The following is a 25,215-nucleotide window of genomic DNA, read 5'->3' on the forward strand; positions in this document are numbered from 1 at the left end:
GTTGCCGGGGGTCCTGACAACGCCCCACCAACGCTGCCTCGGTCTTGGATCGGTTCCCCGCTTTGTCAGCGTCACTGCGACGGCATAGCGATGCCATCGAGGGCTCCGGTCATCCCTTGCATCGCTGAATCGTACGCGAACGGAGTCTCCCGCCGAACCCGTCGACCGGGCTTCTACGACGTGCGCCCTCACCGAGGTGAGGGCGGCGCTTGCTTTTTCAAGCCGAGCTCTACAGTGGCCTCACCGAGGTAGCGACGTGCGTTTCCGTGGAGGATGGCCGCGGTTTGTGCTTCCGTGAGGAAGTCGGAGCGTCGTACAACCTCACCTGCTGGTCGCTCGCCGAGCGGATACGGGTAGTCGGAGCCGACCATCACCTGGCTGCTGCCGAGTGTTTCCACCAAATTGCGCAGCGCGCTGGGATGAAACACCACCGAGTCGACGCTGAAACGGTCGAGGTAGTGCGACGGTGGTAGCGCGGATTTTGCAATCAGGTCCGACCGCTGATGCCACGCGTTCTCGAAACGCCCAAGCCAGAAGCTGAAAGATCCACCGCCATGGGCGAAACAGATGCGCAGGGAGAGTGGAATCCGGTCGAACACGCCACCGAGAATCATCGCAATGATCGAGAGGTGAGTCTCCGATGGCATGCCTGTGAGCCACCGTGCCATCCAGCGGTCGAGTCGAGGCGAATCGGGCATGTCCCAGGGATGAACGAACACCGGGACGTCCAGAGCTGCCGCGTGCTGCAGGAAAGTCACAATTCCTGCGTCGTCCAAATCTCGGTCACCGACATGGTTCCCGATTTCGACGCCCCGATGTCCTGCCTGAACGGCACGTTCAAGTTCTCGACATGCCGCGTCAGTGTCCTGGAGCGGGACCTGGCAGAACGGGACAAGCCGTGGGCCCACCGGTGCACACATCTCGATGGCGAGATCGTTGAAGATTCGTGCGATCTTCTCGCCCTCACGTGGGGATGCGTCGTAGTTGAAGAACACCGGAGTCGGTGACACGACCTGAATGTCGATGTTGTCGGCATCCATATCGCGAAGCCGGATGTCAGGGTCCCAGCATTCGGCCCCGATCGGTCTGAACTCCCGTGAGTCGATCATGATCATCGCGTCACGCTCGCTGTCGATGCGCAGCCAGGGCTTGCCAGCACCCAGATCCGGCCACTGGCGAGGAACCGAGTGGGTATGGATATCAATCGCGCCCATGTCTACCCCTTCCCAGGATGCAGCGCACCGCAGTTGCCGCAGGTGCGGGCTTCTTCCGAGTCGTAGAATTCCTGGAAGACCGGCGGCAGATCCTCGACGATGTGACGAACCTGAAGTTCGATCTCATGGACGAGGTGATTGCACTCCGGGCAGAACCAGTTGAACTTCTCGAGGGTGCCCTCCTTTCGGATGCGCTCGATGACGATGCCGATCGAGCCCGGCTCAGGACGCTGCGGGGAGTGGTACAGATTCCGCGGAAGCAGCCACATCTCGCCTTCCCGGAGGTCGATGCGCTGTGGGCCGTCCTTGGTCATGAGGTTGATGTGCATATCGCCCCGATACTGGTAGAACCACTCCTCGTACGGGTCGAGGTGGTAGTCGGTGCGTTCGTTCGGACCGCCGACCACTTGGACGATGAAGTCGCCCATGGGTTCCCACATCTGCGCGTTGTTCACCGGCGGCTGGAGTTCGTCTTCGTGCTCCTTGATCCAGCGCTCGAAGTCGAAGACAGGCGGTATGGCGGTCATGGTCAGCTCCTTGTCGGAAGCCAGGCAACAGCCTGAATCTCAATGAGTAGGTGTGGGTGCGGGAGTTGATGGACAGCGACTGTGGTTCTCGTCGGCCCGTCTTCGTCGAAGTAGCTTCCGTAGACCTCGTTGTATCCGCCGAAGTCATTCATGTTGACGAGATACGTCGTGATCTGAACAAGATTGCTCAGATCTGCTCCGACCGTGCGAAGGATGTCTGAGATGTTCTCGATCACAGCGCGTGTTTGAGTTCGAATGTCGAGATCGACCACCCCGAGATGGTCAACTTTCACGCCTTCGAAAGAGTTGTCGGGTCGACGACTACTGGTGCCGGAAACGTAGACCAGGTTGCCGACCACCTTCACGTGGGGGAAGCGTCCGCGAGGAGTGGCTTTTCCTTCGATGACTTTCGACTCAACCATGGCTGCGTGCATCTCCTGTCCGGACCGAGACGGTGCCCAGCCCGTAGACCATGGCGCGGTACGAGTGCCCGACCGTGATCGGTGCGGCGGGCGTCGCCGCGCCGGCGAGCAGTATCGAGCCGGCTGTGATCTCGTGTCCATAGGTGGCCGACATGCGCTGTGCTGCGGCGATGGCTTCCCATGGATTGCCGAGGATGTCAGCGGTGGTGCCCTCGGCGATCACGTCGTCGTCCTCGAAGAGGAAGACAGGTTGCTTGCTCAGATCGAGGCGTCCTTCGACCTTTTCGACCGGCACCCAGTTGCCGATGACGAATGCCGATGCCGACGTGTTGTCGGCAACCACGTCCTCGAGGCTGAACTTGAAGGCCTCGAATCGGCTGTCTATCACTTCGAGCGCCGGAGCAATATGAGTCACGACTGGGGTGGTATCCGGATCGTTCTGGCCGCCAGCGGGATGACCGAACAGGAATGCGACCTCGGGCTCGATTCGGGGGTGAACGCCTCGCGTGAGATCGATTTCACCGCCGTTCGATACTCCCATGGAGGAGGTCAAGGTTCCGATGATGACGTCGGATACGCCCATTTGTTCGGCTTTGGCTCGACTGGTGAAGCCGAGTTTGACCCCGACTGTGTTCTCGCCGCGATCTTTCCGAAGGGAAATGCCCGCGTGCTGGACAGCGTAGGCGTCGGTCAGATCGAGGTCGGCTTGCTCGGCGACCTGTGGGATGGCCTGCCCGCTGTCTGTTGCGTCGGCGAGTTTCCGAGCAATCTGCACGAATTCGGTGTGGTGCACAGCTTTCCTCACTTTAGTGAACTCGGTCATCACAACTGCACGCACACGTTGGTGGGCTCGGAGTAGAAGTGCAGCGAGTGCATTCCGCCCTCACGCCCGATTCCTGAGAGTCCAACTCCACCGAACGGTGAGCGCAGGTCGCGCAGATACCACGTGTTGACCCATGCCATCCCCACTTTCATTTGCTGGGCTACCCGGTGACCGCGCTGTAGATCGGTCGTCCATACGGCTGCGGCCAAGCCGTATTTGGTGTCGTTTGCCATGCGGATGGCTTCTTCTTCGGTGTCAAAGGGGATCAGTGCTGCCGCCGGTCCGAAGATCTCCTCGCGGACCACTCGACTGCTGTTGTCCAATCCGGTCCACAGTGTCGGCTCGACCCAGGCTCCCCTCTCGAGGTCCTGCCCGAGTTGTGGGATGCCCCCACCTACGACCGTGTTGGCCCCCTCGCTGCGTGCAAGATCGAAGTAGGAAAGCACCTTCTTGCGGTGTTCTTGGGAGATGAGGGGACCGGTGGTGGTTTCCGGGTTCATCGGGTTGCCGAGAGTGAGTTGCCGGGCCCGTTGGGTGAGGCGTTCGACGACCGTCTCGAAGATTGGCCGCTGAATGTATACCCGTTCGGTGCAAAGGCAGACCTGCCCGGTGTTGAGGAAGATCGAACGGGTCAGGCCGTCGATTGTCTTGTCCAGATCGCAATCCGCGAAGACGAGGGCTGCATTCTTACCGCCCAGTTCGAACGATACGGGTCGGACCGATGGTGCCACGGCTCGCATGATGGCCGAACCGGTCGACGATTCACCAGTGAAGGTGACGCCGTCGACGTCGGGATGCGTGGTCAGGTACTCGCCGGCGGAGTCCACTCCAAAGCCGTGGACGACGTTGTACACGCCCTCGGGCAGGCCGGCTTGAGTCATGATCTCGGCGAGCAGTGTCGCGGTCGAGGGTGTTTCCTCGGACGGTTTGACGACCACCGCGTTGCCGCAGGCGAGTGCCGGTGCGAGTTTCCATGTCAGGAGTAGGAGGGGCAGGTTCCAGGGGACAATGACTGCCACGACGCCAAGTGGTTTCCGAACTGCATAGTTGAGTGCTGAGCTCCCGTCGGACAGGTCAGTGAGAAAGGAATCCAGGCCGGCGGTGGAAATGATGTCCGCGAAAGCGCGGAAGTTGTGTGCTGCGCGAGGGACATCGAGTTCACGTACCAGTTTCTCGGGTTTTCCGGTGTCAGCGATCTCGGCTGCGACGAGATCTTCGAATCGCTCGTCGATGACGTCCGCGATACGACGTAGTAGCTCCGCTCTCGTGGTGACCGGCATCGATGCCCATGGGCTGGTCAACGAGGCGCGGGCCGCACTGACTGCCTGATCGACAACGCTCTGGTCGGCCTCGTGCACCTGGACGTTGACCGAGCCATCGACAGGATTGACCTTGTCGAAGACCCGTCTGCCCGGAACGCGTTGGGCACCGACCACATTGAGGATCTCCGTCTTCGACGGGACAGACGTGTTCTGACCGTAGGACTGCACGGCATGTTCGTCTAGTGTCATTACATCACCTTCTATGCACAGATGGGTATAAGCCGAGGGCTTGGGTAGGCGAGTTGCCCGCCCTGTGGGATGTGTTCTGCGTCAAGTCCGAGTCGGCCCCGTTCGGGCCGCTGGTTGCTGAGATGAGACAGCGTCACTCCTCGACGACAGTCGGAGTGTGACCTCGCTGCGAAAGTCGGCTACCGGCTACAGATCCACCGAAGGGCTGCCCTGATCATCAACCGCAGCATCGTGCAGGGAGCTCCCATCGAACATGACAGCCTTGTCGGATTCGCGATCCCAGGTGCTGGGGGTTCTTCCACGTTCGCGCAGAACGACCTTCCGAATCTTGCCGTTCTCGGTCTTCGGCAAATCGGCGACGATGTCGATAAATCGTGGAACGGCGAACTTCGTCAAGCGTCCGTGGCAGTGCTCAATGATGTCCTGAGGAGTAAGGCCAGTGCCGGCCTTGGCGACGATCGCCACCATGACTTCGTCCTCGGCCATTTCCGAAGGTACTGGGTATGCGGCTACTGTCTCGACTGCTGGATGTAGACCGATGACCTGCTCGACTTCGAACGATGAAATGTTCTCGCCCCGCCTGCGAATGACATCCTTCATCCGGTCGACGAAGCGGAACCATCCGTCGGGCTCGCGTATCACCCGGTCTCCGGTGTGGAACCAGAGGTTGCGCCAAGCTTCTGTGGTCTTGTCGGGCATCCCGTAGTACCCGGTCGCGAACGCGTACGGAACGCGCGAACGCAGCAGGAGCTCGCCCGGTGTTCCGTCAGGAACTGGGGCGTCATGTTCGTCTACGACGATCGCTTCATAGTCGGGTTGCGTCTGACCAAGGTACCCCGGTCGCGGCGCGTCCGGGGCCGAGGTCAGAACGGAATTGGTTTCTGTGGAGCCGAATCCGTCGATCAGCTGGATGCCGAAGCGTTCACAGAAGGGGGCGGCCAGTGTTGCGGGTGTGGCGGGCGAGAGCGCGATCCGGGCGGAGTGTTCTCGCTCGAGCGGATCGGGATCCCGGGACCAGAGGATGTTGATCATGGCTCCGAGCAGATATGTGATGGTTGCTTTCGATTCCTTCAGCTGGTCCCAGAAGCGGCTTGCCGAAAACCTTTGCCCCACCACCATTGTTGCTCCTGCAACAAGCGCTTGTACGAAGGCGTTGAGGGCATTGGTGTGGAACAAGGGCAGCACCGTGAACAAGGTGTCGTCCTCGGTGATCTCCAACTGCTCTGTGACGGAGATGCCCCACCAGTAGAACTGGGCGTGTGGGCAGCACACTCCCTTGGATACCCCGGTAGTGCCAGATGTGTACAGCAAGGCGGCAGTATCACCAGGAGCGACATCGCCGGCCGGCACTGACCCTGTGATCGGGGGCATGGTTCGCACGTCGTAGCCGTCGACACTCGGCTCGGTGACTTGGCCGAGGCACCATACCTGTTCCAGAGCGGGGGGCGGCGTTACTGACTCGAGTCGGGAGAGCAGGTCGGATTCGACTGCCAGTATCTGCGAGTTCGAATCTTCCAGCGCGTGGTGGAGTTGAGCACCTTGCAGTGCCGCGTTCAGCGGTACGGCAACGGCACCCATCCATGCGCATCCGAGAATGATCTGTAGCAGTTCGAGGCGGTTCTCCGACAGGATCGCGACTTTGTCGCCGTGGCTGATCCCGTTTGCCTGCAGAATTTCTGCGGTGCCTGCCGCGAGGTCTCGGACCTGCGCGTATGACAATGTCGACTCCCCGATTCTCAGCAGGGTCTTCGGACCGTACTGCTCGGCTTGCCGTGTCAACAGCGACGGGATCGTGCATTCGGTCAGCGGTAGCCCGCGAAGTGGGGCGGTGATGGCTACGGCGTTCTGCATGTTTCACTACTCCTTGATGGAAGGCTGCGGAACAACGGCGATCAACCCACCGGTCTGCCTCTTGTTCGTTGATACAAGGGTGATTTCCGTGCCCGGGGCCCCGCCTTCCCCGACGATCTCTGCCACGACGATCGGTCCGAGGTCGGTTCGGATGGAGCCGAACAGTATGGGCGGTGAACCGGTCTGAAGGGTTGTTTCCTCTATGACCCCTCGGCTGGCCGTCGCGGGCGCGAAGGCATCGCTGTGGCAGTGCGGACACATGCTTCGGGGAGGAAACACTGCCTGTGCGCAATCGACGCAGCGCTGCATTTCGATACCCACATCAAACCCTTTCCAATATGGCAAGGTTGGCGCATGCGCCATAGCGATACGTGACCATGCCGTAGCCGCTCACCGCAGCAATATGTGCGTCGGGAACCTGGCGGTCTTCGGCCCCGCCGAGCAGTTGAGTCACAGCCTCGACGAGGCCATGCATTCCAGCGGCAGAACCGGCTTGGCCTGCGGACAGTTGCCCACCCGAGGTATTGACGGGCCAGTCCGCACTACGAAGACGGTGGGCAAGTTTCCGAATATCGCCGTCGGGCGCGAAGCCCATGTCGGCGAGTTGGATCAGCACCATGACCGGATAGTCGTCGTAGACGCTGATCACGTCGACATCGGATGGATCCAGCCCGGCTCGATTCCACAACGTGGGAGCGATACCGGCAAGTCCCGTGCGGAGGCCGTCGCCTTCATGGAGATCGAAGTTCACAGAACCGCCGACAGCACGCACACGAACTGCAACCCTGCTGGCCGGTACTCGGTCCTGCCTGGTGACGACGATCGCGTCAGCGCCTGAAACCGGAGGAACGCAATCGAATCGACGTAGTGGTGAAGCGACGACGGGTGACATCAGATAGTCATCCATCGTCATGTCCGTTCTGTATACCGCTCCAGGATTCATCGTGGCCCAACGTCTTTGAGAGACAGCCACGGAACCGTAAGCGGTTTCGTCGAGGCCATGGCGACTCATATGACGTTGCGTGAGCATCGCGAACATGGCATTCGGACCCCCCATACCGAGTGGCGCCACGTAGTCCCTGGTGATGACGTTGTATTCGTCGACGACCGCCTGAAACTCTGTCGAGGTCATTCGGTCGCCGGCGACAAGAACGATGGCTTTGGCGTCTCCTGCTTCGATTGCGCGTACGGCATGCTGGAGCATGTTGATCCCACTGGCTCCTCCGTTGGTGTCTTCCATGATCCAACTCAGGGCCAGACCGCTTCGGAGGGCGAGATCGACAGCGTGATCGGGACCGAGCGTGAAGCTGGAGACGCCTAGCCCGTCGACGTCCGAGAATTCGAGCCCAGCATTCGAGATGGCATTGCGGATTGCTGTGGTGAGGAGGGCTTCGGTCGTCACATCATCACCGGGGTGCCGGGTATAGGGAACCTCGACAGCGCTGACGATGACTGCGTGGGAATGGTTCATACACGCTCGCCCACTTCGTTCGTCGGGCGTGCCTCTGAAGCAGACTCCGAGCTTGTCAGGAGATCATCCGTGGGCCTTGTTTCCGGTGCCTTGATCACAGCGATAGTGCTGAGGACACCGAAACATGCGAGGTACACCGCAATGGGCCAATACGTTCCCGACCACGCGAGCAGCGCCGTGGCGATCAGGGGAGCGACGCCGCCGGCGAAGATCGCCGCGACTTCATGGCCGATCGAAAGCCCGCTGTAGCGCACATTGCCAGTGAAGAGTTCGCTGAAGAAGCTCGGCTGTGTGCCGATCATGGCACTGTGACAGATGCTGATTGCCACGATGATCGCGATCCAGATCAACGCCGTATTCTTCGTATTGATCAACAGGAAGAACGGTGCTGCCCACACGATCACACCGACTGCACCGATGAGATACACGGGACGTCGCCCGATCCGGTCAGAGAGAGCAGCGAATCCGACCATCGTGAAGGCTTCCAATATGTTCGCCGCAATGATTGCCGTCAGGATCACTCCGCTCCCGACGCCGATATGAACACCGTAAGCAAGCGAAAACACTGCGAATATGTACGATCCGCCGTTTTCCGCCATCCGGGCACCCACGGTGATCAAGATGGAACGACGCTGCGTCTTGATGGCCTCGAGCGCGGGATAGCGGACGTTGCTTCCGCCCGATTGCAACTCCTCGAACACCGGCGTTTCTTCAACTTTCATGCGAATCACGAGGCCCGCAATCATGAGCACCAAACCCAGAACGAAGGGAATTCTCCATCCCCAGGAAAGGAAGTCGTCTTCAGGTAGTAGGCTGACCAGCGCAAAGACGGACGATGACAGGATGAAGCCCAGCGTGACGCCGACCTGACTGAAGGCGGAGAAGAATCCCCGGCGACGCGGTGGGGCGTTCTCGCTGATCAGCAGTACAGCACCGCCCCATTCGCCGCCTACCGCGATGCCTTGGATGACGCGCAGGGTCACCAGGAGGATCGGCGCCCACATGCCGATCTGCGCGTAGGTCGGGAGCAGGCCGATCAATGCAGTGCAGATGCCCATCATCATCAGGGTGATGACGAGCATCGATTTACGCCCGACACGATCTCCGAAGTGGCCGAAAATGACCCCGCCGAACGGTCTTGCGATGAATCCGATCGCGAACGTCCCGAAGGCGGCCAGCGTACCCGTCAAGGAGTCGTCCCCGGTAAAGAAGAGCGGGCCGAATATGAGGGCCGCGGCTGTTCCATACAAGAAGAAGTCGTACCATTCGAGCGCGCTTCCGATAAGACTTGCGGCGGCCGCTTTCCGCGTCCGCGTTTCTGCTGTGTGATTGGACATGACAGGATCCGTTTCGTTCTGCATATTTCGAGCCCGGCTGCGGCGCATCGTCGGGCCGCACTCATCAGCGATCATGCGAGACAGTTCTGTGTCGACCGGTTCGGATAGCCGGCGGCTAGTGGCCGAAGGCTTCGACCAGCCACCACGACCCTTCGTCGGAGACGATCTTGGCGTCCAAGACCATTGGTCGGTCGGGTCGATCCGCCCACGACTTGACCGGTAGCAAGTCATCGGGGTGTCTGACGGTGAGAGCGTCACAGCCGAAGCCTCGGGCGATGGCGGCGATGTCGGTATCAGGGAAGGTCACGGTATCGAGGACGACGTCCGACCCGAAGTGATGAACCTCTGCGCCATACTTGGCATCGTTGTAGACAATTACCAGCATCGGCAGCTTGAGCCGTGCCGCGGTTTCGAGCTCGCTGAGGCCCATCATGAACCCTCCGTCGCCGCAGGCTGCGATCGGAAGTCGGTCAGGCTGGGCGATCGCGGCGCCGATTGCCGTGGCCAGTCCGAGGCCGACCGACTGGAATGCCTGTGTGAAGCAGAAACCGTATTCGTCGGGGACGTCGAGATACATGCTCGGATAGCCGAGAAAGTTTCCGGAATCGACGGACAGGACTCGTGAGCGCGGAAGCAATCGATTGAGATGTGCGCTCATCAACCTAGGATCGATGCGCTCGCCTGTGCTTTCGTCGTCGAACGGGATCTGGTGCCAGCGTCCTTCGGAACGGATCTGCTCAAGGATCTCTTCTGTTCTGTAGCCCGTCTTGGAGATTCCCTGGGTGGCCAGCAGCGCAGAAGCGTCCGCGGCGGTCGCGGCGACGTCGGCCCACACGCCGAGATCGACCGGTCGATGTCGTCCGAGTGCACCTTGGTCGATGTCGACCTGCACGACCTTGGCGTCGTCGGCGATGAGTCGGCCGTGACGCATTGTCCACATGTTCAGCCCGCACCCCCAACCGACAATGAGGTCGGCGTTGGCGATGAGGTCAGCGGCGAGGGGCGTCGAAAATCCACCCGCAACATCGATTCCCCACGGTTCGCCCTCGAACATGCCGCGCGAGACCGCGGAGGTGGCGAGTAGAGCGCCGCACCGGTCGGCGAGCTCGATCAGAGTGTGTTTGGCAGAACCTCCTCGTGCTCCACGGCCAGCGACGAACACGGGACGCTCGGATTGCCCGAGTAGCGCCGTGAGCTTTTCGACCTCTGCTCGCTGGGGGCGAGGTGCTTGCCGCGCGAGAGGTGGTGCGACGACGCCAAGCTCGGGAAGGACGTGATCTTGAACGTCGATCGGAATGTTGAGCACCACGGTGCGGTTCTGCGTCGCGCAGATGTTATAGGCGTTGGAGATGTCGGCGATGGCTGTTTCTGCCGAGCGCACGCGGAGGGCGACGGCTCCGCATCCCTGGGCGATTGCCTGCTGATCGATGTAGAAGTTGGACTTCGGATCAGTCGCCTCCGCAGTCAAGACGAGGAGCGGGCTCCCACTTTTTGCTGCCTCGACAATTCCGGTCAGGGCATTCGTGTAGCCGCACCCTTGGTGAAGGGATAGTACGGTGACTTCGTCGCTCATGCGTGCGTGTGCATCTGCCATGACAGCGGCTCCACCTTCGTGGCGAGCAGCAACGAAGCGGGCTCCGGCGTCCACGAGAGCGTTCGTGTAGTGGAAGTTGCCGCTACCAACCACTCCGAATGCCATGCGGACACCGAGTTCGTACAGTGCTCGGCCGATCGCGTCGCGAACATACATGGGTCAGCCCTCCTTCTTCGATGATTAAGCTGGTGCGTCGACGATCGCCAACACTCGGGCGGGGCTTCCCGACCCACCGACGATCTTCAATGGAGCTACAACAAGTACCCCTCCGACGGTGGGGAGAGATTCGAGATTCTGTAGCTGGGTGACGCCGTACTTTCCGGCACCGAGTAGGTAGTGGTGGCAGGGGAAGGGAGGGTCGAAGGCAAATGCTTGGCCTGCGTCGATGCCCACGGTTTCCACCCCAAGTCCTCTGATCGGGGCCTCGCCGGCCAGCCACTTGGCACATTCGACCGAGACGCCGGGTGTATGGGGACCGCGTTCGTCGGCGTTGATGAACTGCTGTTGGTCTGTGGAACGGCGATCCCAACCGCTGCGGTAGAGTAGCCACCCGCCCGTCGGGAGCGCACCGTGCCGTTGTTCCCACTTCTGCACGTGTTCGATCTCGAGGAGAAAGTCCGGGTTGTCTGCCGCTTCCTGCGACTTATCGATGACAACGAAGGGGCTGATCAGTTCCTCAGGCGGAACACTTGCGACATCTGCAAGATCGCGGCCGGTAATCCAGTGGCACGGGGCGTCGAAGTGCGTCCCCACGTGTTCACCAGTGCGGATTCCGTTCTGGTAGGAGGTCTCACCCCGTTCGTCGTAACGGGCTAGCTCTTCGAGTGCAAAGTGTGGGATCGGCTCCATGCCTTCAGGCAGTGGGAGTACCGGTGTCGAGTCGGACAATGGGGCGGTGAGGTCGATGACGTTGATCATTCTGTCTCTCAACGCCTTTACCAGGATCTCGGCAGAGGGGAGAAGTGGAGGCATGTGGTAGATACTTCATTCCTTGTGGCAATCCGCATAATGCCCTTTCCGCACCAAGTATGCCTATATGGCTATGCCTGCACCCTTAGGTATGATCTCGCCATGGAGCGTCGGCTGAGGAACTTGCTGGACGGCGGGTTCAAGTTGCGCCACCTGCGACTGATCACGACAATCGCGGAGAACGGCACGATCGCCGGCGCGGCTCGGGATCTGTATGTCACGCAACCCGTAGTGACGAGAGGCCTCCGGGAGGCCGAAGAAATCCTGGGAGTCACCCTGTTCGATCGCGGACCACGGGGTGTCACCCCCACCCCTTACGGGACGCTACTTCTAGAACACGCCGTCACGATCCTGACCAGCGTGGAGCGGTTGGCCGAGAACATCGATCATCTTCAAGACAGCGGCAACCGGCCGATCAGAGTGGGCACGAACATGACAGGGTCCCATGCTCTACTGCCTCGCGCGCTGGTATCCCTCAAATCGGCTCATCCCACCCTCAAAGTATCGGTCGTCGAAAGTACGGACGAGTCGCTGCTCGAGCAGTTGGCCCACAACCAAATTGACGTACTGATCGGTCGGATGACACCCGGCGGTGGCCGGGACATTACACAGATACATCTCTACGACGAACCCATCCGAGTCGTGGGGCGGGTCGGTCATCCTGTGTTCGGGCTGACGGATCCGCAGCTTGAGGATCTCGCAGCTTTTCCATGGGTGCTGCCGCCCCCGACCGCGGTGGGGAGTCGACTCGGTACTTCGTTTGGTCAGGTCGGAGTGTGGGCGCCCGCGAACCTCATCGAATGCACTTCGATCCTCACGATTCGGTCGATTTTGCGCGCTACCGACACTCTGGCGCCGTTGCCCATGCTGGTCGGCGCGGAGGATGAGCACCTGCAGGTGCTCTCGGTCGAGCTTGACGCGGTACCGAGCAAGCTCGGTCTCACCCATTCGTCGAGTGCTGAACTGAGTGACAGTGTCCTGCTATTTATCGATCATCTTCTCAAAGGCGCCAAGGAGATTGAGGCGGAACTATTGTAAGCACCCTTCGCTCTAGAGTCGCCAGCAAGGAATTCTGAGGCCCCCAGCCGATCGGCTGCGCCCGCGATCCGCACCACGTCGGCGCATAGTCAGCCAGCGCCACAACGGGTTGAGCTTGAGTCGACTCATGTACAAGAGATATGGCCACAGTTGGTGGCCGAACAGAAGATCCGGCATAGTGCCGATGAGAGGGTGACTGCAGACTTTCCGCACCTGCATCTCCCAGGTCATCCGATGCGGATCCGCCGCAGCTTTCGCCTCCGGTGAAGTTCCGATTGTCTCGACGAATCGACGGCACAGTTCGCCGCGGTCTACCACCAGGCCGCCGAGATGACCGATCGCCGGTTGACCCGTTGCGGCATGGCTCCCGACCTACCGCAGCGGATGCTCGCCTACCTGTCCACACCGCGCGCCCAACTGCGCACGCTCTACGGCACGATCCCCCTCCGTCGAATCCGCCGCTGGCACACCGCCGTCGGCCTCTACCGGTCCCTCGGTGGCCTCGTCGCCGACAGTCCCGGCCGCAGCCACACCCTCGCCCGGCTCCGCGGCGCCCAGGCCGCATTCGAGCAGCACGGTCTGCTGCTGACGCTGCCACCGAACCTGGCGCACATGGTCGGTCCGGGACTGACCACCATCGCGATCCGGGTACACGCCGCCAACCCCGCACATGCCGCCGCGCTGGCCACTCTGCTGTTCACCGGCGCCACCTTCGACGAACTCCGATCGCTCCCCCGACTCGCGCTGACCGGGGACACCTTGATCACCGTCGGCGTATCCGCTGCTGCACGCCCCACCGACCTGCGCCTCTGGGTGATCCCCCAGCCGGCACGACCGTTGCTGCACGCCGCCGCCATCTTCCAACGAACGCGCACCAACCCCACCGGCGCACTGTTCATCGAGGCAGTCGGGAGGACCGGCAGGCTGCGCCGGACCGCAGCCACGTGCGGGTTGACGATCCCGGCCCTGCACCGGTGGCGCGATGGCTGGCTCTACCGGACCGGCATCCTCAACCTCGCCCTGGACGCTCCCTGACTCCCGGTGTCGGCGCCCTGCATTCGTCTAGTCACTCGGCGGAAACCGGGCGCACTTGGGAAGCTACGAAGACCAACCCCTCCACTAGGCCACTCGCCCGCTGCCACTCGAAGTCGACCTGCTGTCCCGGATCGAGTGCGCGGAAGCCCGGGACCTCGACCTCGCTGAAGTGCACCCAGCAGCCGCCCGGAGTCTCCGCGCACTCGAGAACACCCCATCCGTCCTCGCGATGCCACACACGCACAAAACCTCGTGAAGTCATCTGCCGAGCATGCCTCTACTCCCTGATTCGCCGCATGAAGTCAGCAACGCCGATCAGACTCCCGGTGGGAGAGGAAGCCGGTCACCGGAAGCGTTGCTCCCTCGGACCAGGAACAAGACACCGCTCGCTCGTAAGGCCCGGGTCGGCGCGCATTCCGGATCAGGCTCGGACGGGACTTCACTGACATCAAGTGGGAAAACCCACTGACACCCTTCGGGAAAAGCCCTGTTCGCCGCACTGACATCCCAGTGGGAAGTCTCACACGTGTTCCCGGCTGTGCTTCGAACCGGATGAGCAGAAACGCGGCACCGTTTGCAGATGAGAGGCGGCACAAAAGTGTCAGCGGGAGGCCGCATGAAAATGGCAGCACCGGGAGCAGGATCGACTGCATGACCTAGGTCAACAAGCGAATCCTGCCTGAATGCTGCTGACATTCCGTGCGGCCTAACCGGTGGACATGCACTGACGAACCCCCAGGTCACACCACTGAAATTCTCGTGCAGAGTCTCACCCACCTGCAGGAATGTCGACGCACGCCACCTGCGGAATGTTGCACCAGATGCAATTCCGCCTGTTTTCGCTGACATCGAGTGACGTTTCCCCAGGTCGACCCGCTGACAATTTCGTGCGTCCTCTCAGCCTCGGATCGAGTGGCACAGGACACGAGAACCTACAACAGGACAATTCGGGCGTTTATTGTGACCTGGGGGTATGTCACTCACGGTTCGTGCGGGGTGACCGACGAAAAATACCGTTTACGCACCTATCCCACGGAAACCCGAGGTGAGCGCGTTTTCCGGTGCAGAAGGCGGTGTCGGAGCCGTCCGATACAGCCCCTCCTCGTGCACAGACGGCCGGAAACCACAGACGAGCAGCAGTTCACGGTACCCGCGAGATCTCCGCAGGGCCCCCTGCCGGACCTCGCCCCTCCGCTGCGACCCGGATCGTTGCCGGCGCATCCGGCCGCCGCCGCGTTCCCGGGCGCCGATGTCCTCGCAATCGTCGAGAAAGCGCGGGCCCACTGCCAGGGTTGGGCCGACGAGGTGCTCGAACGCCGCGGCAGCGCAATCCTGCTGCTCGGGTTTGCCTGGGCCCTTCCGGCGCAGCGAACTCGTCGCGCTGACCCGGGAGGACGCCAGACTGCATCGACTCGACGGATGCACCGTCGCATGCGGATATCGGAGACCGATCAGGAAGGCCGCGGGCACATTCGGGCGCTGCCGTTCGCCCACGCATACGAGTTGTCCGCCGTGTGCGTGGATGTGGTGGGCCCAGATCGTGGCCGCCTTCGACACCGACGGCCGTCCCGGCAGTGATTCGGTTGGTGCGCACCGCGGAGCATTCGAATCGCATGTGTGTCGGGGCGGCGGCGCATGCGGCGATCCGCCGCGCCGCACTCTCGGGCTACGACCCCGACCTCGTGAGACAGTTGGGTGGCATCCGCTGCGGGCCGGGTTCGTCACCCAGACCAGTGGCGAAAAGGGGAAGCCATACAGCGACATCCTCAGGCAGCCCGAACCTGTGGCGCCGTACCCGAGTCGCCCGGCAATGACGTCAAGGAAATTGGAGTAAGGTCCCCGACCACGAAAGTGACGGCGACCACTTCCTTCGACGAAAGGGGTACCTCAGTGCCCGGATCAACGATGCCTCCCGACTTCGATGCCGATGCCCTGCGCGCGAAATACCGTCACGAACGGGATCGACGCATCCGCCCGGAGGGCAATGCGCAGTACCAGCGCGCGGCGGGGAAGTTCGGCTACTACATGCATGATCCGTACACCGAGCGCGTGGAGCGTGCACCACTGACCGACCGCGTCGAGGTACTCGTCATCGGTGGTGGATTCGGTGGATTGCTGGTCGGCGCCCGCCTGCGTGAGGCCGGGTTCGAATCCATCCGCATGATGGACGAGGCCGGCGACTTCGGTGGTACGTGGTACTGGAACCGCTACCCGGGCATCCACTGCGACATCGAATCGTACGTGTACATGCCTTTGTTGGAAGAGATCGGGTACATCCCGAAATGGCGGTACGCTCCCGGCGAGGAGATCCGGCAGCACGCGGTCGCCATCGCAGAGCACTACAGCCTCTATCGCGATGCTGTCTTCCACACCCGGGCGACCGACTTCACGTGGAACGAAGAGGCAGTCGAGTGGACGGTGCGCACCGACCGCGGCGACACCATTCGCGCGCGCTACGTCATCGCATCCTCTGGGACGCTCACCCAAGCCAAACTGCCCGGCATTCCCGGTATCGAAGATTTCCGCGGCCACACCTTCCACACCAGCCGCTGGGACTACGAATACACCGGTGGCGGTCCCGACGGCGGCCTGACCGGGCTCGCGGACAAGCGCGTCGCCGTCGTCGGCACCGGCGCGACCGGCCTCCAGGCCATTCCGCACGTCGCCGAGGGCGCACAGCATCTGTTCGTGATGCAGCGGACGCCGTCGACCGTGGATGTGCGAGACAACCGCCCGACCGATCCCGCATGGGCTGCCACCCTGCAACCGGGCTGGCAACGCGAGCGGATGGACAACTTCCTGGCCATCATCTCCGGGGAGGACGCCGCGGAGGACCTCGTCCAGGACGGATGGACGGCGAACGCACGCCTTCAACGCAAGATGATGACGGGCGCGCTGGACACGACCCTCGACCCCGCCGAGCGCGAACGTCGCGACGAGCTGGCCGACTTCGTGACCATGAACAGGATGCGCGCCCGCATCGAGGAGGCCGTCGACGATCCGGCCACCGCCGAGGCACTCAAACCCTGGTACCGGTACATGTGCAAGCGCCCCGGTTTCAGCGACCTCTATCTGCCGACGTTCAACCGGCCGAACGTCACACTCGTGGACACAGCGGATCACGGCGGAATCACCCGGATGACCGAGAACGCAGTCGTGGTGGGCGAGACGGAGTACGAGGTCGACTGCGTCATCTTCGCCACCGGATTCGAGGTCGGAATCTCGGGCGTGCTGTCCGGCACGCTACCGGTCTACGGGCGAAACGGGACGACGCTGCTCGAAGCGTGGGCGCGGGGCCCGCGCACATTGCACGGCTTCTACACCCACGGATTCCCGAACCTGTTCCACCTGGCGTCGATTCAGAATGGGAACTCGGTCAACATCTCTCACGTGCTGCAGGATCAAGCTGCTCACATCGCCGCGGTCATCGCAATGGCAGACAAGACCGGCGCGAGGTGGGTGGAGCCGACGGCGGAGGTGGTGCAAGCGTGGTGCGACACGATCGCCGAGAAGGCGGTCGACAATTCCGCGTTCCTGACCGAGTGCACGCCGGGCTATTACAACGGGGAGGGGACGCGCACGACATCATCGTCGTACGCGCCCGGCCCCGTCGCATTTCATCGTGTGATCTCGCAGTGGCGCGAGGGCGATATGAGCGATGTCCTCGTCCCCGCACCCGACGACGAAGTCAGTCCTTCGGGCCACCGGCAACGTAGATGACCTGCCCCGACACGAAGCCTGCGCCTTCGGACGCGAGGAACGACGCGGTGTGGGCGATGTCGTCCGGCTCACCGACACGTGCGACCGGGATTTGCTGTGCGGCAGCGGCTTTGTAGTCCTCGAACGGGACGCCGACGCGCTCTGCGGTTGCGGCGGTCATCTCCGTCGCGATGAAGCCGGGGGCGATCGCGTTCGCGGTGACACCGAACTTGCCGAGTTCGACCGCCAGTGTCTTGGTGAAGCCCTGCATGCCTGCCTTGGCAGCCGAGTAGTTGACCTGGCCGCGGTTTCCCTGTGCCGACGTACTCGACAGGTTGACGATACGACCGAACTTGTTGTCCACCATGTACTTCTGGGTGGCGCGCGCCATGAGGAATGCGCCACGCAGGTGAACGCTCATGACGGCGTCCCAGTCTTCGACCGTCATCTTGAACAGCAGGTTGTCGCGCGTGATGCCCGCATTGTTGATCAGCACGGTGGGTTCGCCCAACTCCTCGGCGACCTTCTCGACAGCAGCGGCGACGGACGCTTCGTCGGCGACATTCGCGCCCACGGCGAGGGCCTTACCACCGGCGGCCTCGATGGCGGAGACGGTGTCGGCGCACGACGCAGCATCGAGGTCGAGGACGGCGACCTGCATGCCGTCGGCGGCGAGACGCTTGGCTACTGCGGCACCGATACCGCGTGCGGCTCCGGTGACGATGGCGGTGCGGACTGTTGAGCTCACTGCAAACCTCCGTGAAGTGATGCGGTCAATTGATGGTGAGGCCACCATCGACCACGATGGTCTGGCCGGTGACATACCCGGCCGCCTCGGATACCAGCCACACTGCGGTGGCGGCGATTTCTTCCGGATCACCGGTGCGACCCAGAACGATGCGCGGCTTCATGCTGTCGAGATAGCCGGGCAGGTACTCGTCTGTCATCTCGGTTTCGAAGAAGCCCGGCGCGATCGCATTGACGCGGATTCCCTTCCTGGTGCCCCACTGCTGAGCGAGGTCGCGGGTGAGGCCGATGATCGCGGCTTTACTCGACGCGTACGCGGCCTGCGGCAGGCGCGCGGTGGTCAGGCCGAGCACCGAGGAGATGTTGAGGATCGAGCTGCCTGGCTGCATGACACGGCCGGCCGCCTGCGCCGCCCAGTACGATCCGTTCAGGTTGATGTCGATGACCCGCCGGAATTCGTCGGGGGTTTCCTTGGTGGCAGGCACCGCGGTGCCGATACCTGCGTTGTTGATGAGGACGTCGACCTTGCCGAGTTGCTCGACGGCCACCTCGACCATGCGCTGCGCCTGCTCGGGATCTGCGATGTCGGTCTCGACCGTAACGGCGCGTCGTCCCGCGGCGCGGACGAGTTCTGCGGTCTGCTCGAGCCGGTCGGCGCGCCGCGCCGCGAGAACGACATCAGCGCCCGCTTCGGCGAGAGCTTGTGCGAATGCAACGCCGAGACCGGACGATGCGCCGGTGACGATCGCGACGCGGCCGTCGAGGCGGAACCTGTCGAGTACGGACATGCAGTGATCTCCTCCTGTGACGGGCCTACGTATGTATAGCCCAAGTGAAGTCCGATGACAAAGGCAAAACACAGTTGAAACGCGTTAGGCCGCATGTCTTTTCAGACATGCGGCCTAACGATGACTTAGCCCGAACCTATGTGTGGATCAGTTCAGGCGCTCGAGCACCATCGCCATACCCTGGCCGCCGCCGACACACATGGTCTCGACGCCGAACTGCTTGTCCTGGGTACGGAGGTTGTTGAGAAGCGTATTCGTGATCCGCGCTCCCGTCATGCCGAACGGGTGGCCGAGCGCGATCGCACCACCGGAGACGTTGAGCTTGTCCTCGTCGATCCCGAGCTCACGAGCCGACCCGAGCACCTGCACGGCGAACGCCTCGTTGATCTCGAACAGATCGATATCGGAGACGCCCATGCCGGCAATTGCGAGAGCCTTCTTGGTGGCCTCGATGGGACCGAGACCCATGATCTCGGGGGACAGACCCGATACACCGGTCGACACGATCCGCGCGAGCGGCGTCAGGCCCAGCGCCTTGGCCTTGGTGTCGGACATGATCACCAGCGCGGCAGCACCGTCGTTGAGCGGGCATGCGTTGCCCGCCGTGACCGTGCCGTCGGGACGGAACACCGGCTTGAGCTGGCTGACGGCCTCGTAGGTGGTGCCGGGACGCGGCCCGTCGTCGGTGGACACCACGGTGCCGTCGGCGAGCGTGACCGGGGTGATCTCCCGCTCGAAGAAGCCCGACTTGATGGCTTCCTCGGCACGGTTGTGTGAGCGCACGCCCCAGCGGTCCTGGTCTTCACGGGAGATGCCGGTGAAGGAGGCGACGTTCTCCGCGGTCTGCCCCATCGCGAGGTACACGTCGGGAATCAAGCCTTCTGCACGCGGATCGGTCCACGCGGTGCCACCCTCGGCGAGCTTGGCGCTGCGCGCCTGTGCGTCGTCGAAGAGGGGGTTCTTCGTGTCGGGGAGGCCGTCGGCGTTGCCGGTGACGAAGCTCGACACGGACTCGACACCCGCGGAGATGAACACGTCCCCTTCGCCCGCCTTGATCGCGTGCAGCGCCATCCGGGTGGTCTGCAGCGACGACGAGCAGTACCGGTTGACGGTGACGCCGGGCAGGAAGTCGTAGCCGAGCTGGACTGCAACGACGCGAGCGATGTTGAAGCCCGACTGACCGGCAGGCTGACCACAGCCGAGCATGATGTCGTCGATCTCGGTGGGGTCGAGCTCGGGGACCTTCGCCAGCGCGGCGGCCACCATCTGCGTCGCCAGATCGTCCGGACGGACGGTTTTGAGCGAGCCCTTCATGGCGCGCCCGATGGGCGAGCGAACAGCGGACACGATCACAGCTTCGGGCATTACATGCTCCTCGTGGGTTGTCGTTACCGGGCTACAGGCCCAGGTCGCGGCCGATCAGTTCCTTCATGATCTCGTTGGTCCCCGCCCAGATCTTCGTCACGCGAGCATCCTTCCATGCGCGGGCCACACGATATTCGTTCATGAAACCGTAGCCTCCGTGGATCTGCACGCACGCATCCAATACCTCTGACTGGGACTGTGCACTCCACCACTTCGCCTTCGCGGCATCCACCGCGGTCAGCTCGCCGTCGGCGTGGGCCTCGACGGCCTGGTCGACGTAGGCCTCCGCAACCTCGATCTTCGTCACGAGCTCGGCGAGCAGGAACTTGTTGTACTGCATCGTGCCGATGGCCTTGCCGAAGGCCTTGCGTTCCTTCGCGTACTCGATGGTCTCGAGCAGGATCTGCTTGGCATGATGCACGTTGTTGACCGCGGAGCCGAGCCGTTCCTGCGGCAGCAGTTTCATCATCGAGATGAAACCCATGCCTTCTTCGCCGAGCATGTTGGCCTGCGGGACGCGCACGTTCTCGAAGAACAGTTCCGCGGTGTCGGCTTCGGGCTGGCCGACCTTGTCGAGCTTGCGGCCGTTTTCGAAACCCTCCATCCCACGCTCGACGACGAGCAGGGAGATGCCCTTCGCGCCCTTGCTCGGATCAGTGCGCGCGGCCACGACCACGAGATCGCAGTTGTAACCGTTGGTGATGAACGTCTTCGCGCCGTTGAGGATCCAGTCGTCGCCGTCGCGCACCGCGGTCGTCTTGAGATTCGCGAGGTCGGAACCGCCCGAGGGCTCCGTCATGCCGATCGCGCAGATGAGTTCACCGGTCGCGCACTTGGGCAGCCAGCGTTCGCGCTGCTCGTCGTTACCGAGATGAACGATGTACGGGACGGTGATGTCGGAGTGGATGCCGATCGACGACGACAACGCCATGTTCGCGCGGGCCATCTCCTCGGCGACGACCGCGTTGAACCGGTAGTCGCCGGCTTCACTGCCGCCGAAGCGCTCGGGAATCTCGAGCCCGAGGATGCCGGCCTTACCGGCCTCGATCCAGATGTCGCGCGGGATCTCGTGCCGCTCGATGAGCTCCTCAGCGCGGGAAAGTACGAACCGATTCACGAACTCGCGAACGGACTCGCGGAACGCCTCGTGGTCGGGGCCGTACAGGGTGCGTCGCATTCAACTGCTCCTCATAGATAAGCGCGCGCTTAGATTCTAAGCGCTCGCTTATTAAACGTCGCTGTGGTTTGCTTGTCAACCACAGAGGAAAGGAAGCCGGACCCACCGTGAGCGCACCCGAGAACACCGTGATCAGCAGCTCCAAGGCCGCCGCGCGCATGCGGGAGGCCGCGATCGAGGCGTTCGCGGAGAACGGCTACGGCAGCACCACTACGCGGCAGATCGCCGCGCGCCTCGACATGAGCCCGGCCGCGATGTACCCGCACTACAAGTCGAAGGAAGAGCTTCTCTACGCCATCGCATACGAGGGCCACGACCTGGCACTACAAGTCGTGCGCGACGCCGACCTCCCCGACGCCGACGCCATCGCGCGTCTCATCTCGATCATTCGGCGCTTCGTCGAGTGGCAAGCCCAGAACCATCGACGCGCCCGCGTCATCCAGTACGAGCTGACCGCGCTCGAACCCGACCACTATCGCGTCATCACCGGCCTGCGACGCGACACCACCAAGGTGGTCCGCGACGTCGTCGACCTCGGCATCGCGTCGGGCCAGTTCACGGTGCCCGACGCCGAGGGCGTCACCCTCGCACTCATGTCGCTGTGCGTCGACATCTGCCGCTGGTACCCGTCCGGTCGCTACAGCGAGCCCGGCACTCTCGGCTCTCTCTACGCCGACCTGTCATTACGGCTGGTGGGGGCGGTTCACTGACCTCCTCCGGTCGCGACGACGTACGCGTCCACCGCAGACTGCAGCCGATCCAGTGCGGCACCCAACGTGCGGAAGTCACCGCTGCGCTGCGCTGATCGCAGCTCGTCGAGAGCCGCCTGCAAGTTCTGCGCGGCCGTTGCCGCTTCCGGGTTTTCTGCAGGCGCAGGCGTCGCCACCGGCGGGGGCGCTTCCTCGGGCACGGTCGCGGCATCGCCGCCCGGCGGCGTCGCCGCGCTCCCCGCACCGCGACCGAGCACCTGATCGAGCGCCTCCGCCAATGTCGGGGCATATCCGACGAGGACACCACCGGTCTGCGGGTCGCGGTAACTCACCAGCACTCGCGCCAACTGCGGGAAGGTCGATCCGTCGGTCGCCGCGGACATCCGCTCGGTGTACAGCGGTTCGACGTAGAGCATCCCGCCCTCGGCGATCGGCAGTGTCAGCAGATTGCCGTAGTGGATGCGGTTCGATCGTTCGAGCAGCGTGCGCTCCGACGCGACACGCGTATCCGAGATCATCGAGTTCTGCGTCTGCTGCGGCCCCTGGGTGAGACTGTCGGTGGGCAGTTCGAGCACAGTGATCTTGCCGTATCCATCCGGATCGGAGCGCGCAGAAATGTAGGCCGACAAGAACTCTCGATGAAAACCCACCATTGCCCCTGCCAGCCGGAACGACGGCTGCGCGGCCTCCTCGTCGCCGACGAGCACGTAGTACGGCGGCTGATTCGGATTCGTGTCGACGGTGGGATCGCTCGGCACCGACCAGAATGCGTTGGTGGTGAAGAACTCCACCGGATCGTCGACGTGATAGCGGGCCAGAATCTCCCGCTGCACCCGGAACAGATCTTCCGGATAACGGAAGTGGTCGCGCAGGCCGTCGGGCACCTCGCTCTCCGGTCGGACGGTGCCGGGAAACACCCCCATCCACGTCTGCAACACCGGATCGGCCGAGTCGACCTCGTAGAGCGTGACAGTGCCGTCGTAGGCATCGACGGTGGCCTTCACCGAATTCCGCATGTAGTTGATCGCCTGCGGGCGCATCGCATCAGGCTCGGGAAGCGCACTGCGCTGCGAATACGGATACTGGTCGGCCGTGGTGTATCCGTCGACGATCCACACGATCCGCCCATCCACCACCGCCGGGTAGGGATTCGTGTCCGTCTCGAGCCAGGGCGCCACCATGTGCACCCGCTCGGCGGGGTCTCGGTGGAACAGAATCTTCGATTCCGAACCGATCTCGCCCGAGAAGATGATGTTGCGTTCGCCGTATCGGACCGAGAACGCGAGCCGGTTGAACCAGTTCCCGATCGCGACACCACCCTCGCCGTCGTAGGTGTACGACGAGGTGTCGGTGTCGTACTCACGGGGCGCCTCCCCGGGGTCACCTCCCACGATCACGTACTCCTGACCGGACTGCCCGATCACCTCACCGAAATACACGCGGGGTTGCTCGACCGGGATCACCTGCTCGGTGCTGTGCGTCGCGATGTCGCTCACCGTGTACAGCGGGTATCCACTGTCGCTGCTCGACGCACCATCGGTCGCATCCCGCACCGCCGCGTTGACCCGGTTGGCCGGGGCCGCGACGAACCCGTTGCCGTGGGTGTAGACCGTGTGCCGGTTGACCCAATGGGTCTGGTTTCCGGTGAGTCGCTCGGGTGAGAGTTCCCGCACCCCCACCACGAAGTCCCGCATTTGTCCGTCGATCCGGTAGCGGTCGAGATCGAGGTTGCGGGGGAACTCGTAGAAGTTCTTCAACTGCTGTTGCTGGGTGAATGTGCGCGACAGCACGTCGGGGTCGAGCAACCGGATATTGGCGATGGTCGTGACGTCGGAGGGAACGTCCTGGGGCGGCGTGGTACCGACACCCCGGTACGGGACGTATTCGACGGTGTCGTCCCCCACGCGATAGGCCTGCCGCGTGGCCTCGATGCCACGTTCGATGTAAGGGGCTTCGCGCACTGCGGCGTTCGGCCGCACCGAGAACTGTTCGACCACGAACGGCCAGACACCCCCGACCAGGATCGACGACAGGAACAGCAACGCCAGCGCCAGCAGCGGTATACGCAGGTCCCGAAGTTTGATCACAGCGAAACACGCCACCGCGCACAACAACGCGATGGCGCAGAGGATGAACTTTGCGGGAAGGACAGCGTTGATGTCGGTGTATCCCGCACCGGCGAAGGCGGGCTCACGATGCCCTGCCGACACCAGAGCGTAGCGGTCGAGCCAATAGGCAACGGCTTTGAGCAACACGAAAACTCCGGCCAGCAGCGCCACCTGGATCAGCGCAGGCGAGGAGAACACCTTGCGTAACTTGCCGCCGACGGTGATCCCACCGAACAGATAGTTCGTGGTGACATTCGCGATTCCCGCCAGGAACACCGCAACGAACAGCCAGCCCAGCACCCACCGGTAGAACGGCAGATCGAATACGAAGAAGCCGACGTCGAGTCCGAATTCCGGATCGACAGAGCCGAACGCTGCTCCATGCACGAACAACTGGACAGTTGCCCAATTGTTCTGTGCGATCAACCCTGCCAGCGCTCCGATGACCACCGGAATGCCGATACCGAACACGCGGAGTCGCTGCAGCACCACCCGGCGATACGGCTCGAGCGGGTCGCTGCGCGAAGGCATCAACAGCGGCCTGGTCCGGAACGCCGACCCCATCCCGGCGAAGATCGCACCCCCGACCAACGCGCCGATGACAAGGAACACCGCCCACCGGGTGAGGAACACGCGGACCCACACACCGCGGTATCCGACCTCTCCGAACCACAGCCAATCCGTGTACGCCCGGACGATCGGCGGCACGAAGGCAAGCAGCACCAGCAACGCCACCGCTGCAACGACCGTGGCCCGTGTCCGCGTGCGCATGGCTCCCTCCCTGTCGGGAGTCGGGCGCCGAGCTCTCGTACGGCGCCCGCGTGCTGCC

At 62.8% G+C, this 25,215-nt stretch carries 23 protein-coding genes; 6 read left to right on the forward strand and 17 right to left on the reverse strand.

The features are described from left to right. Positions 1–188: 188 nt before the first annotated feature. Genes ACTDXD_RS08975 through ACTDXD_RS08990 form a run of 4 tightly spaced genes read right to left on the reverse strand, consistent with a single transcriptional unit; the run spans position 189 to position 2,578 of the window. The gene (locus ACTDXD_RS08975) at positions 189–1,214 is read right to left on the reverse strand and encodes an amidohydrolase family protein (RefSeq protein ID WP_440126705.1); all 1,026 of its coding nucleotides are present in this window, start codon (positions 1,212–1,214) and stop codon (positions 189–191) included. 2 nt (positions 1,215–1,216) lie between these two features. Continuing rightward, on the reverse strand, positions 1,217–1,741 hold the full coding sequence (locus tag ACTDXD_RS08980; RefSeq protein ID WP_054804887.1) for a 3-hydroxyanthranilate 3,4-dioxygenase: 525 nt from the start codon (positions 1,739–1,741) through the stop codon (positions 1,217–1,219). A 2-nt stretch (positions 1,742–1,743) separates the two neighbouring features. Further along, positions 1,744–2,163, reverse strand: coding sequence for a RidA family protein (locus tag ACTDXD_RS08985; protein WP_440127592.1), 420 nt, complete (start codon positions 2,161–2,163; stop codon positions 1,744–1,746). Next, positions 2,156–2,578 carry a hypothetical protein gene (locus ACTDXD_RS08990; protein ID WP_440126706.1) on the reverse strand — a complete coding sequence of 141 codons (423 nt, stop codon included), beginning with the start codon at positions 2,576–2,578 and terminating at the stop codon, positions 2,156–2,158. The genes ACTDXD_RS08985 and ACTDXD_RS08990 overlap by 8 nt, the downstream gene beginning before the upstream one ends. On the opposite strand from ACTDXD_RS08990, the gene ACTDXD_RS08995 reads away from it, so the two are divergent. Then, positions 2,570–3,022, forward strand: a complete 453-nt coding sequence (locus ACTDXD_RS08995; RefSeq protein ID WP_440126707.1) for a hypothetical protein — start codon at positions 2,570–2,572, stop codon at positions 3,020–3,022. The genes ACTDXD_RS08990 and ACTDXD_RS08995 overlap by 9 nt on opposite strands. Here the strand turns inward: ACTDXD_RS08995 and ACTDXD_RS09000 are convergent. From ACTDXD_RS09000 to ACTDXD_RS09030, 7 genes are all read right to left on the reverse strand, one after another. Then, positions 2,986–4,497 (reverse strand): 2-hydroxymuconic semialdehyde dehydrogenase, encoded by a 1,512-nt coding sequence (locus tag ACTDXD_RS09000; protein WP_440126708.1) that lies wholly within the window; start codon positions 4,495–4,497, stop codon positions 2,986–2,988. The genes ACTDXD_RS08995 and ACTDXD_RS09000 overlap by 37 nt on opposite strands. 186 nt (positions 4,498–4,683) lie before the next feature. Further along, positions 4,684–6,348 (reverse strand): ATP-dependent acyl-CoA ligase, encoded by a 1,665-nt coding sequence (locus ACTDXD_RS09005; RefSeq protein WP_440126709.1) that lies wholly within the window; start codon positions 6,346–6,348, stop codon positions 4,684–4,686. Between the two features lie 6 nt (positions 6,349–6,354). After that, complete coding sequence (locus tag ACTDXD_RS09010; RefSeq protein WP_440126710.1) at positions 6,355–6,711, reverse strand: Zn-ribbon domain-containing OB-fold protein; 357 nt, start codon at positions 6,709–6,711, stop codon at positions 6,355–6,357. Next, positions 6,671–7,819, reverse strand: a complete 1,149-nt coding sequence (locus ACTDXD_RS09015) for a thiolase family protein (RefSeq protein ID WP_440126711.1) — start codon at positions 7,817–7,819, stop codon at positions 6,671–6,673. The genes ACTDXD_RS09010 and ACTDXD_RS09015 overlap by 41 nt, the downstream gene beginning before the upstream one ends. Further along, positions 7,816–9,231: an MFS transporter gene (locus ACTDXD_RS09020; RefSeq protein ID WP_440126712.1), complete on the reverse strand. Its 1,416-nt coding sequence runs from the start codon at positions 9,229–9,231 to the stop codon at positions 7,816–7,818. The genes ACTDXD_RS09015 and ACTDXD_RS09020 overlap by 4 nt, the downstream gene beginning before the upstream one ends. Before the next feature lie 40 nt (positions 9,232–9,271). Next, a complete protein-coding gene (locus ACTDXD_RS09025; protein WP_440126713.1) occupies positions 9,272–10,906 on the reverse strand; it encodes a thiamine pyrophosphate-binding protein in 1,635 nt (544 codons plus the stop codon). Positions 10,907–10,930: 24 nt separating this feature from the next. Beyond that, positions 10,931–11,722, reverse strand: coding sequence for a cyclase family protein (locus ACTDXD_RS09030; protein ID WP_440126714.1), 792 nt, complete (start codon positions 11,720–11,722; stop codon positions 10,931–10,933). A gap of 99 nt (positions 11,723–11,821) precedes the next feature. Here ACTDXD_RS09030 and ACTDXD_RS09035 point away from each other — a divergent pair, with 99 nt between their 5' ends. Both ACTDXD_RS09035 and ACTDXD_RS09040 read left to right on the forward strand, forming a co-directional pair. Further along, positions 11,822–12,757 (forward strand): LysR family transcriptional regulator, encoded by a 936-nt coding sequence (locus ACTDXD_RS09035; RefSeq protein ID WP_440126715.1) that lies wholly within the window; start codon positions 11,822–11,824, stop codon positions 12,755–12,757. A 330-nt stretch (positions 12,758–13,087) separates the two neighbouring features. Then, positions 13,088–13,792, forward strand: a complete 705-nt coding sequence (locus ACTDXD_RS09040; RefSeq protein ID WP_440126716.1) for a hypothetical protein — start codon at positions 13,088–13,090, stop codon at positions 13,790–13,792. Between the two features lie 31 nt (positions 13,793–13,823). Here the strand turns inward: ACTDXD_RS09040 and ACTDXD_RS09045 are convergent, their stop codons facing one another. Then, positions 13,824–14,054, reverse strand: coding sequence for a cold shock domain-containing protein (locus tag ACTDXD_RS09045; RefSeq protein ID WP_440126717.1), 231 nt, complete (start codon positions 14,052–14,054; stop codon positions 13,824–13,826). An 842-nt stretch (positions 14,055–14,896) separates the two neighbouring features. Here ACTDXD_RS09045 and ACTDXD_RS09050 point away from each other — a divergent pair. After that, positions 14,897–15,370 carry a hypothetical protein gene (locus ACTDXD_RS09050; RefSeq protein ID WP_440126718.1) on the forward strand — a complete coding sequence of 158 codons (474 nt, stop codon included), beginning with the start codon at positions 14,897–14,899 and terminating at the stop codon, positions 15,368–15,370. Between the two features lie 327 nt (positions 15,371–15,697). Continuing rightward, entirely contained in the window at positions 15,698–17,512 is a 1,815-nt protein-coding gene (locus ACTDXD_RS09055; RefSeq protein WP_440126719.1) for a flavin-containing monooxygenase, read from the forward strand. On the opposite strand, the gene fabG is transcribed toward ACTDXD_RS09055, so the two are convergent. The 4 genes from fabG to ACTDXD_RS09075 all read right to left on the reverse strand — a co-directional run bounded on the left by fabG (position 17,481) and on the right by ACTDXD_RS09075 (position 21,568). Continuing rightward, positions 17,481–18,239, reverse strand: coding sequence for a 3-oxoacyl-ACP reductase FabG (gene fabG / locus ACTDXD_RS09060; protein ID WP_440126720.1), 759 nt, complete (start codon positions 18,237–18,239; stop codon positions 17,481–17,483). The genes ACTDXD_RS09055 and fabG overlap by 32 nt on opposite strands. Before the next feature lie 25 nt (positions 18,240–18,264). Continuing rightward, positions 18,265–19,026, reverse strand: a complete 762-nt coding sequence (locus tag ACTDXD_RS09065; protein ID WP_054810478.1) for a glucose 1-dehydrogenase — start codon at positions 19,024–19,026, stop codon at positions 18,265–18,267. A gap of 147 nt (positions 19,027–19,173) precedes the next feature. Further along, positions 19,174–20,391: an acetyl-CoA C-acetyltransferase gene (locus tag ACTDXD_RS09070; protein ID WP_169689573.1), complete on the reverse strand. Its 1,218-nt coding sequence runs from the start codon at positions 20,389–20,391 to the stop codon at positions 19,174–19,176. Between the two features lie 31 nt (positions 20,392–20,422). After that, positions 20,423–21,568 carry an acyl-CoA dehydrogenase family protein gene (locus ACTDXD_RS09075; RefSeq protein WP_169689572.1) on the reverse strand — a complete coding sequence of 382 codons (1,146 nt, stop codon included), beginning with the start codon at positions 21,566–21,568 and terminating at the stop codon, positions 20,423–20,425. 158 nt (positions 21,569–21,726) lie between these two features. On the opposite strand from ACTDXD_RS09075, the gene ACTDXD_RS09080 reads away from it, so the two are divergent. Beyond that, on the forward strand, positions 21,727–22,278 hold the full coding sequence (locus ACTDXD_RS09080) for a TetR/AcrR family transcriptional regulator (RefSeq protein ID WP_440127593.1): 552 nt from the start codon (positions 21,727–21,729) through the stop codon (positions 22,276–22,278). Here ACTDXD_RS09080 and ACTDXD_RS09085 read toward each other — a convergent pair. Beyond that, on the reverse strand, positions 22,272–25,157 hold the full coding sequence (locus ACTDXD_RS09085) for a UPF0182 family protein (RefSeq protein WP_440126721.1): 2,886 nt from the start codon (positions 25,155–25,157) through the stop codon (positions 22,272–22,274). The two genes, ACTDXD_RS09080 and ACTDXD_RS09085, sit on opposite strands and share 7 nt — an antisense overlap. Positions 25,158–25,215: the final 58 nt, after the last annotated feature.

Source organism: Rhodococcus sp. SJ-3 (genome assembly GCF_051918125.1).
Classification (GTDB): Bacteria; Actinomycetota; Actinomycetes; order Mycobacteriales; family Mycobacteriaceae; genus Rhodococcus.

Excerpts from the sequence above, each read along its gene's own strand:
- ACTDXD_RS08975 (WP_440126705.1), bottom strand. The coding sequence starts at position 1,214 with ATGGGCGCGATTGATATCCATACCCACTCGGTTCCTCGCCAGTGGCCG.
- ACTDXD_RS08980 (WP_054804887.1), bottom strand. The coding sequence starts at position 1,741 with ATGACCGCCATACCGCCTGTCTTCGACTTCGAGCGCTGGATCAAGGAG.
- ACTDXD_RS08985 (WP_440127592.1), bottom strand. The coding sequence starts at position 2,163 with ATGGTTGAGTCGAAAGTCATCGAAGGAAAAGCCACTCCTCGCGGACGC.
- ACTDXD_RS08995 (WP_440126707.1), top strand. The coding sequence starts at position 2,570 with ATGAGTCACGACTGGGGTGGTATCCGGATCGTTCTGGCCGCCAGCGGG.
- ACTDXD_RS09000 (WP_440126708.1), bottom strand. The coding sequence starts at position 4,497 with ATGACACTAGACGAACATGCCGTGCAGTCCTACGGTCAGAACACGTCT.
- ACTDXD_RS09005 (WP_440126709.1), bottom strand. The coding sequence starts at position 6,348 with ATGCAGAACGCCGTAGCCATCACCGCCCCACTTCGCGGGCTACCGCTG.
- ACTDXD_RS09010 (WP_440126710.1), bottom strand. The coding sequence starts at position 6,711 with ATGGCGCATGCGCCAACCTTGCCATATTGGAAAGGGTTTGATGTGGGT.
- ACTDXD_RS09015 (WP_440126711.1), bottom strand. The coding sequence starts at position 7,819 with ATGAACCATTCCCACGCAGTCATCGTCAGCGCTGTCGAGGTTCCCTAT.
- ACTDXD_RS09020 (WP_440126712.1), bottom strand. The coding sequence starts at position 9,231 with ATGATCGCTGATGAGTGCGGCCCGACGATGCGCCGCAGCCGGGCTCGA.
- ACTDXD_RS09025 (WP_440126713.1), bottom strand. The coding sequence starts at position 10,906 with ATGTATGTTCGCGACGCGATCGGCCGAGCACTGTACGAACTCGGTGTC.
- ACTDXD_RS09030 (WP_440126714.1), bottom strand. The coding sequence starts at position 11,722 with ATGCCTCCACTTCTCCCCTCTGCCGAGATCCTGGTAAAGGCGTTGAGA.
- ACTDXD_RS09035 (WP_440126715.1), top strand. The coding sequence starts at position 11,822 with ATGGAGCGTCGGCTGAGGAACTTGCTGGACGGCGGGTTCAAGTTGCGC.
- ACTDXD_RS09040 (WP_440126716.1), top strand. The coding sequence starts at position 13,088 with ATGACCGATCGCCGGTTGACCCGTTGCGGCATGGCTCCCGACCTACCG.
- ACTDXD_RS09045 (WP_440126717.1), bottom strand. The coding sequence starts at position 14,054 with ATGACTTCACGAGGTTTTGTGCGTGTGTGGCATCGCGAGGACGGATGG.
- ACTDXD_RS09055 (WP_440126719.1), top strand. The coding sequence starts at position 15,698 with ATGCCTCCCGACTTCGATGCCGATGCCCTGCGCGCGAAATACCGTCAC.
- ACTDXD_RS09065 (WP_054810478.1), bottom strand. The coding sequence starts at position 19,026 with ATGTCCGTACTCGACAGGTTCCGCCTCGACGGCCGCGTCGCGATCGTC.
- ACTDXD_RS09070 (WP_169689573.1), bottom strand. The coding sequence starts at position 20,391 with ATGCCCGAAGCTGTGATCGTGTCCGCTGTTCGCTCGCCCATCGGGCGC.
- ACTDXD_RS09075 (WP_169689572.1), bottom strand. The coding sequence starts at position 21,568 with ATGCGACGCACCCTGTACGGCCCCGACCACGAGGCGTTCCGCGAGTCC.
- ACTDXD_RS09080 (WP_440127593.1), top strand. The coding sequence starts at position 21,727 with ATGCGGGAGGCCGCGATCGAGGCGTTCGCGGAGAACGGCTACGGCAGC.
- ACTDXD_RS09085 (WP_440126721.1), bottom strand. The coding sequence starts at position 25,157 with ATGCGCACGCGGACACGGGCCACGGTCGTTGCAGCGGTGGCGTTGCTG.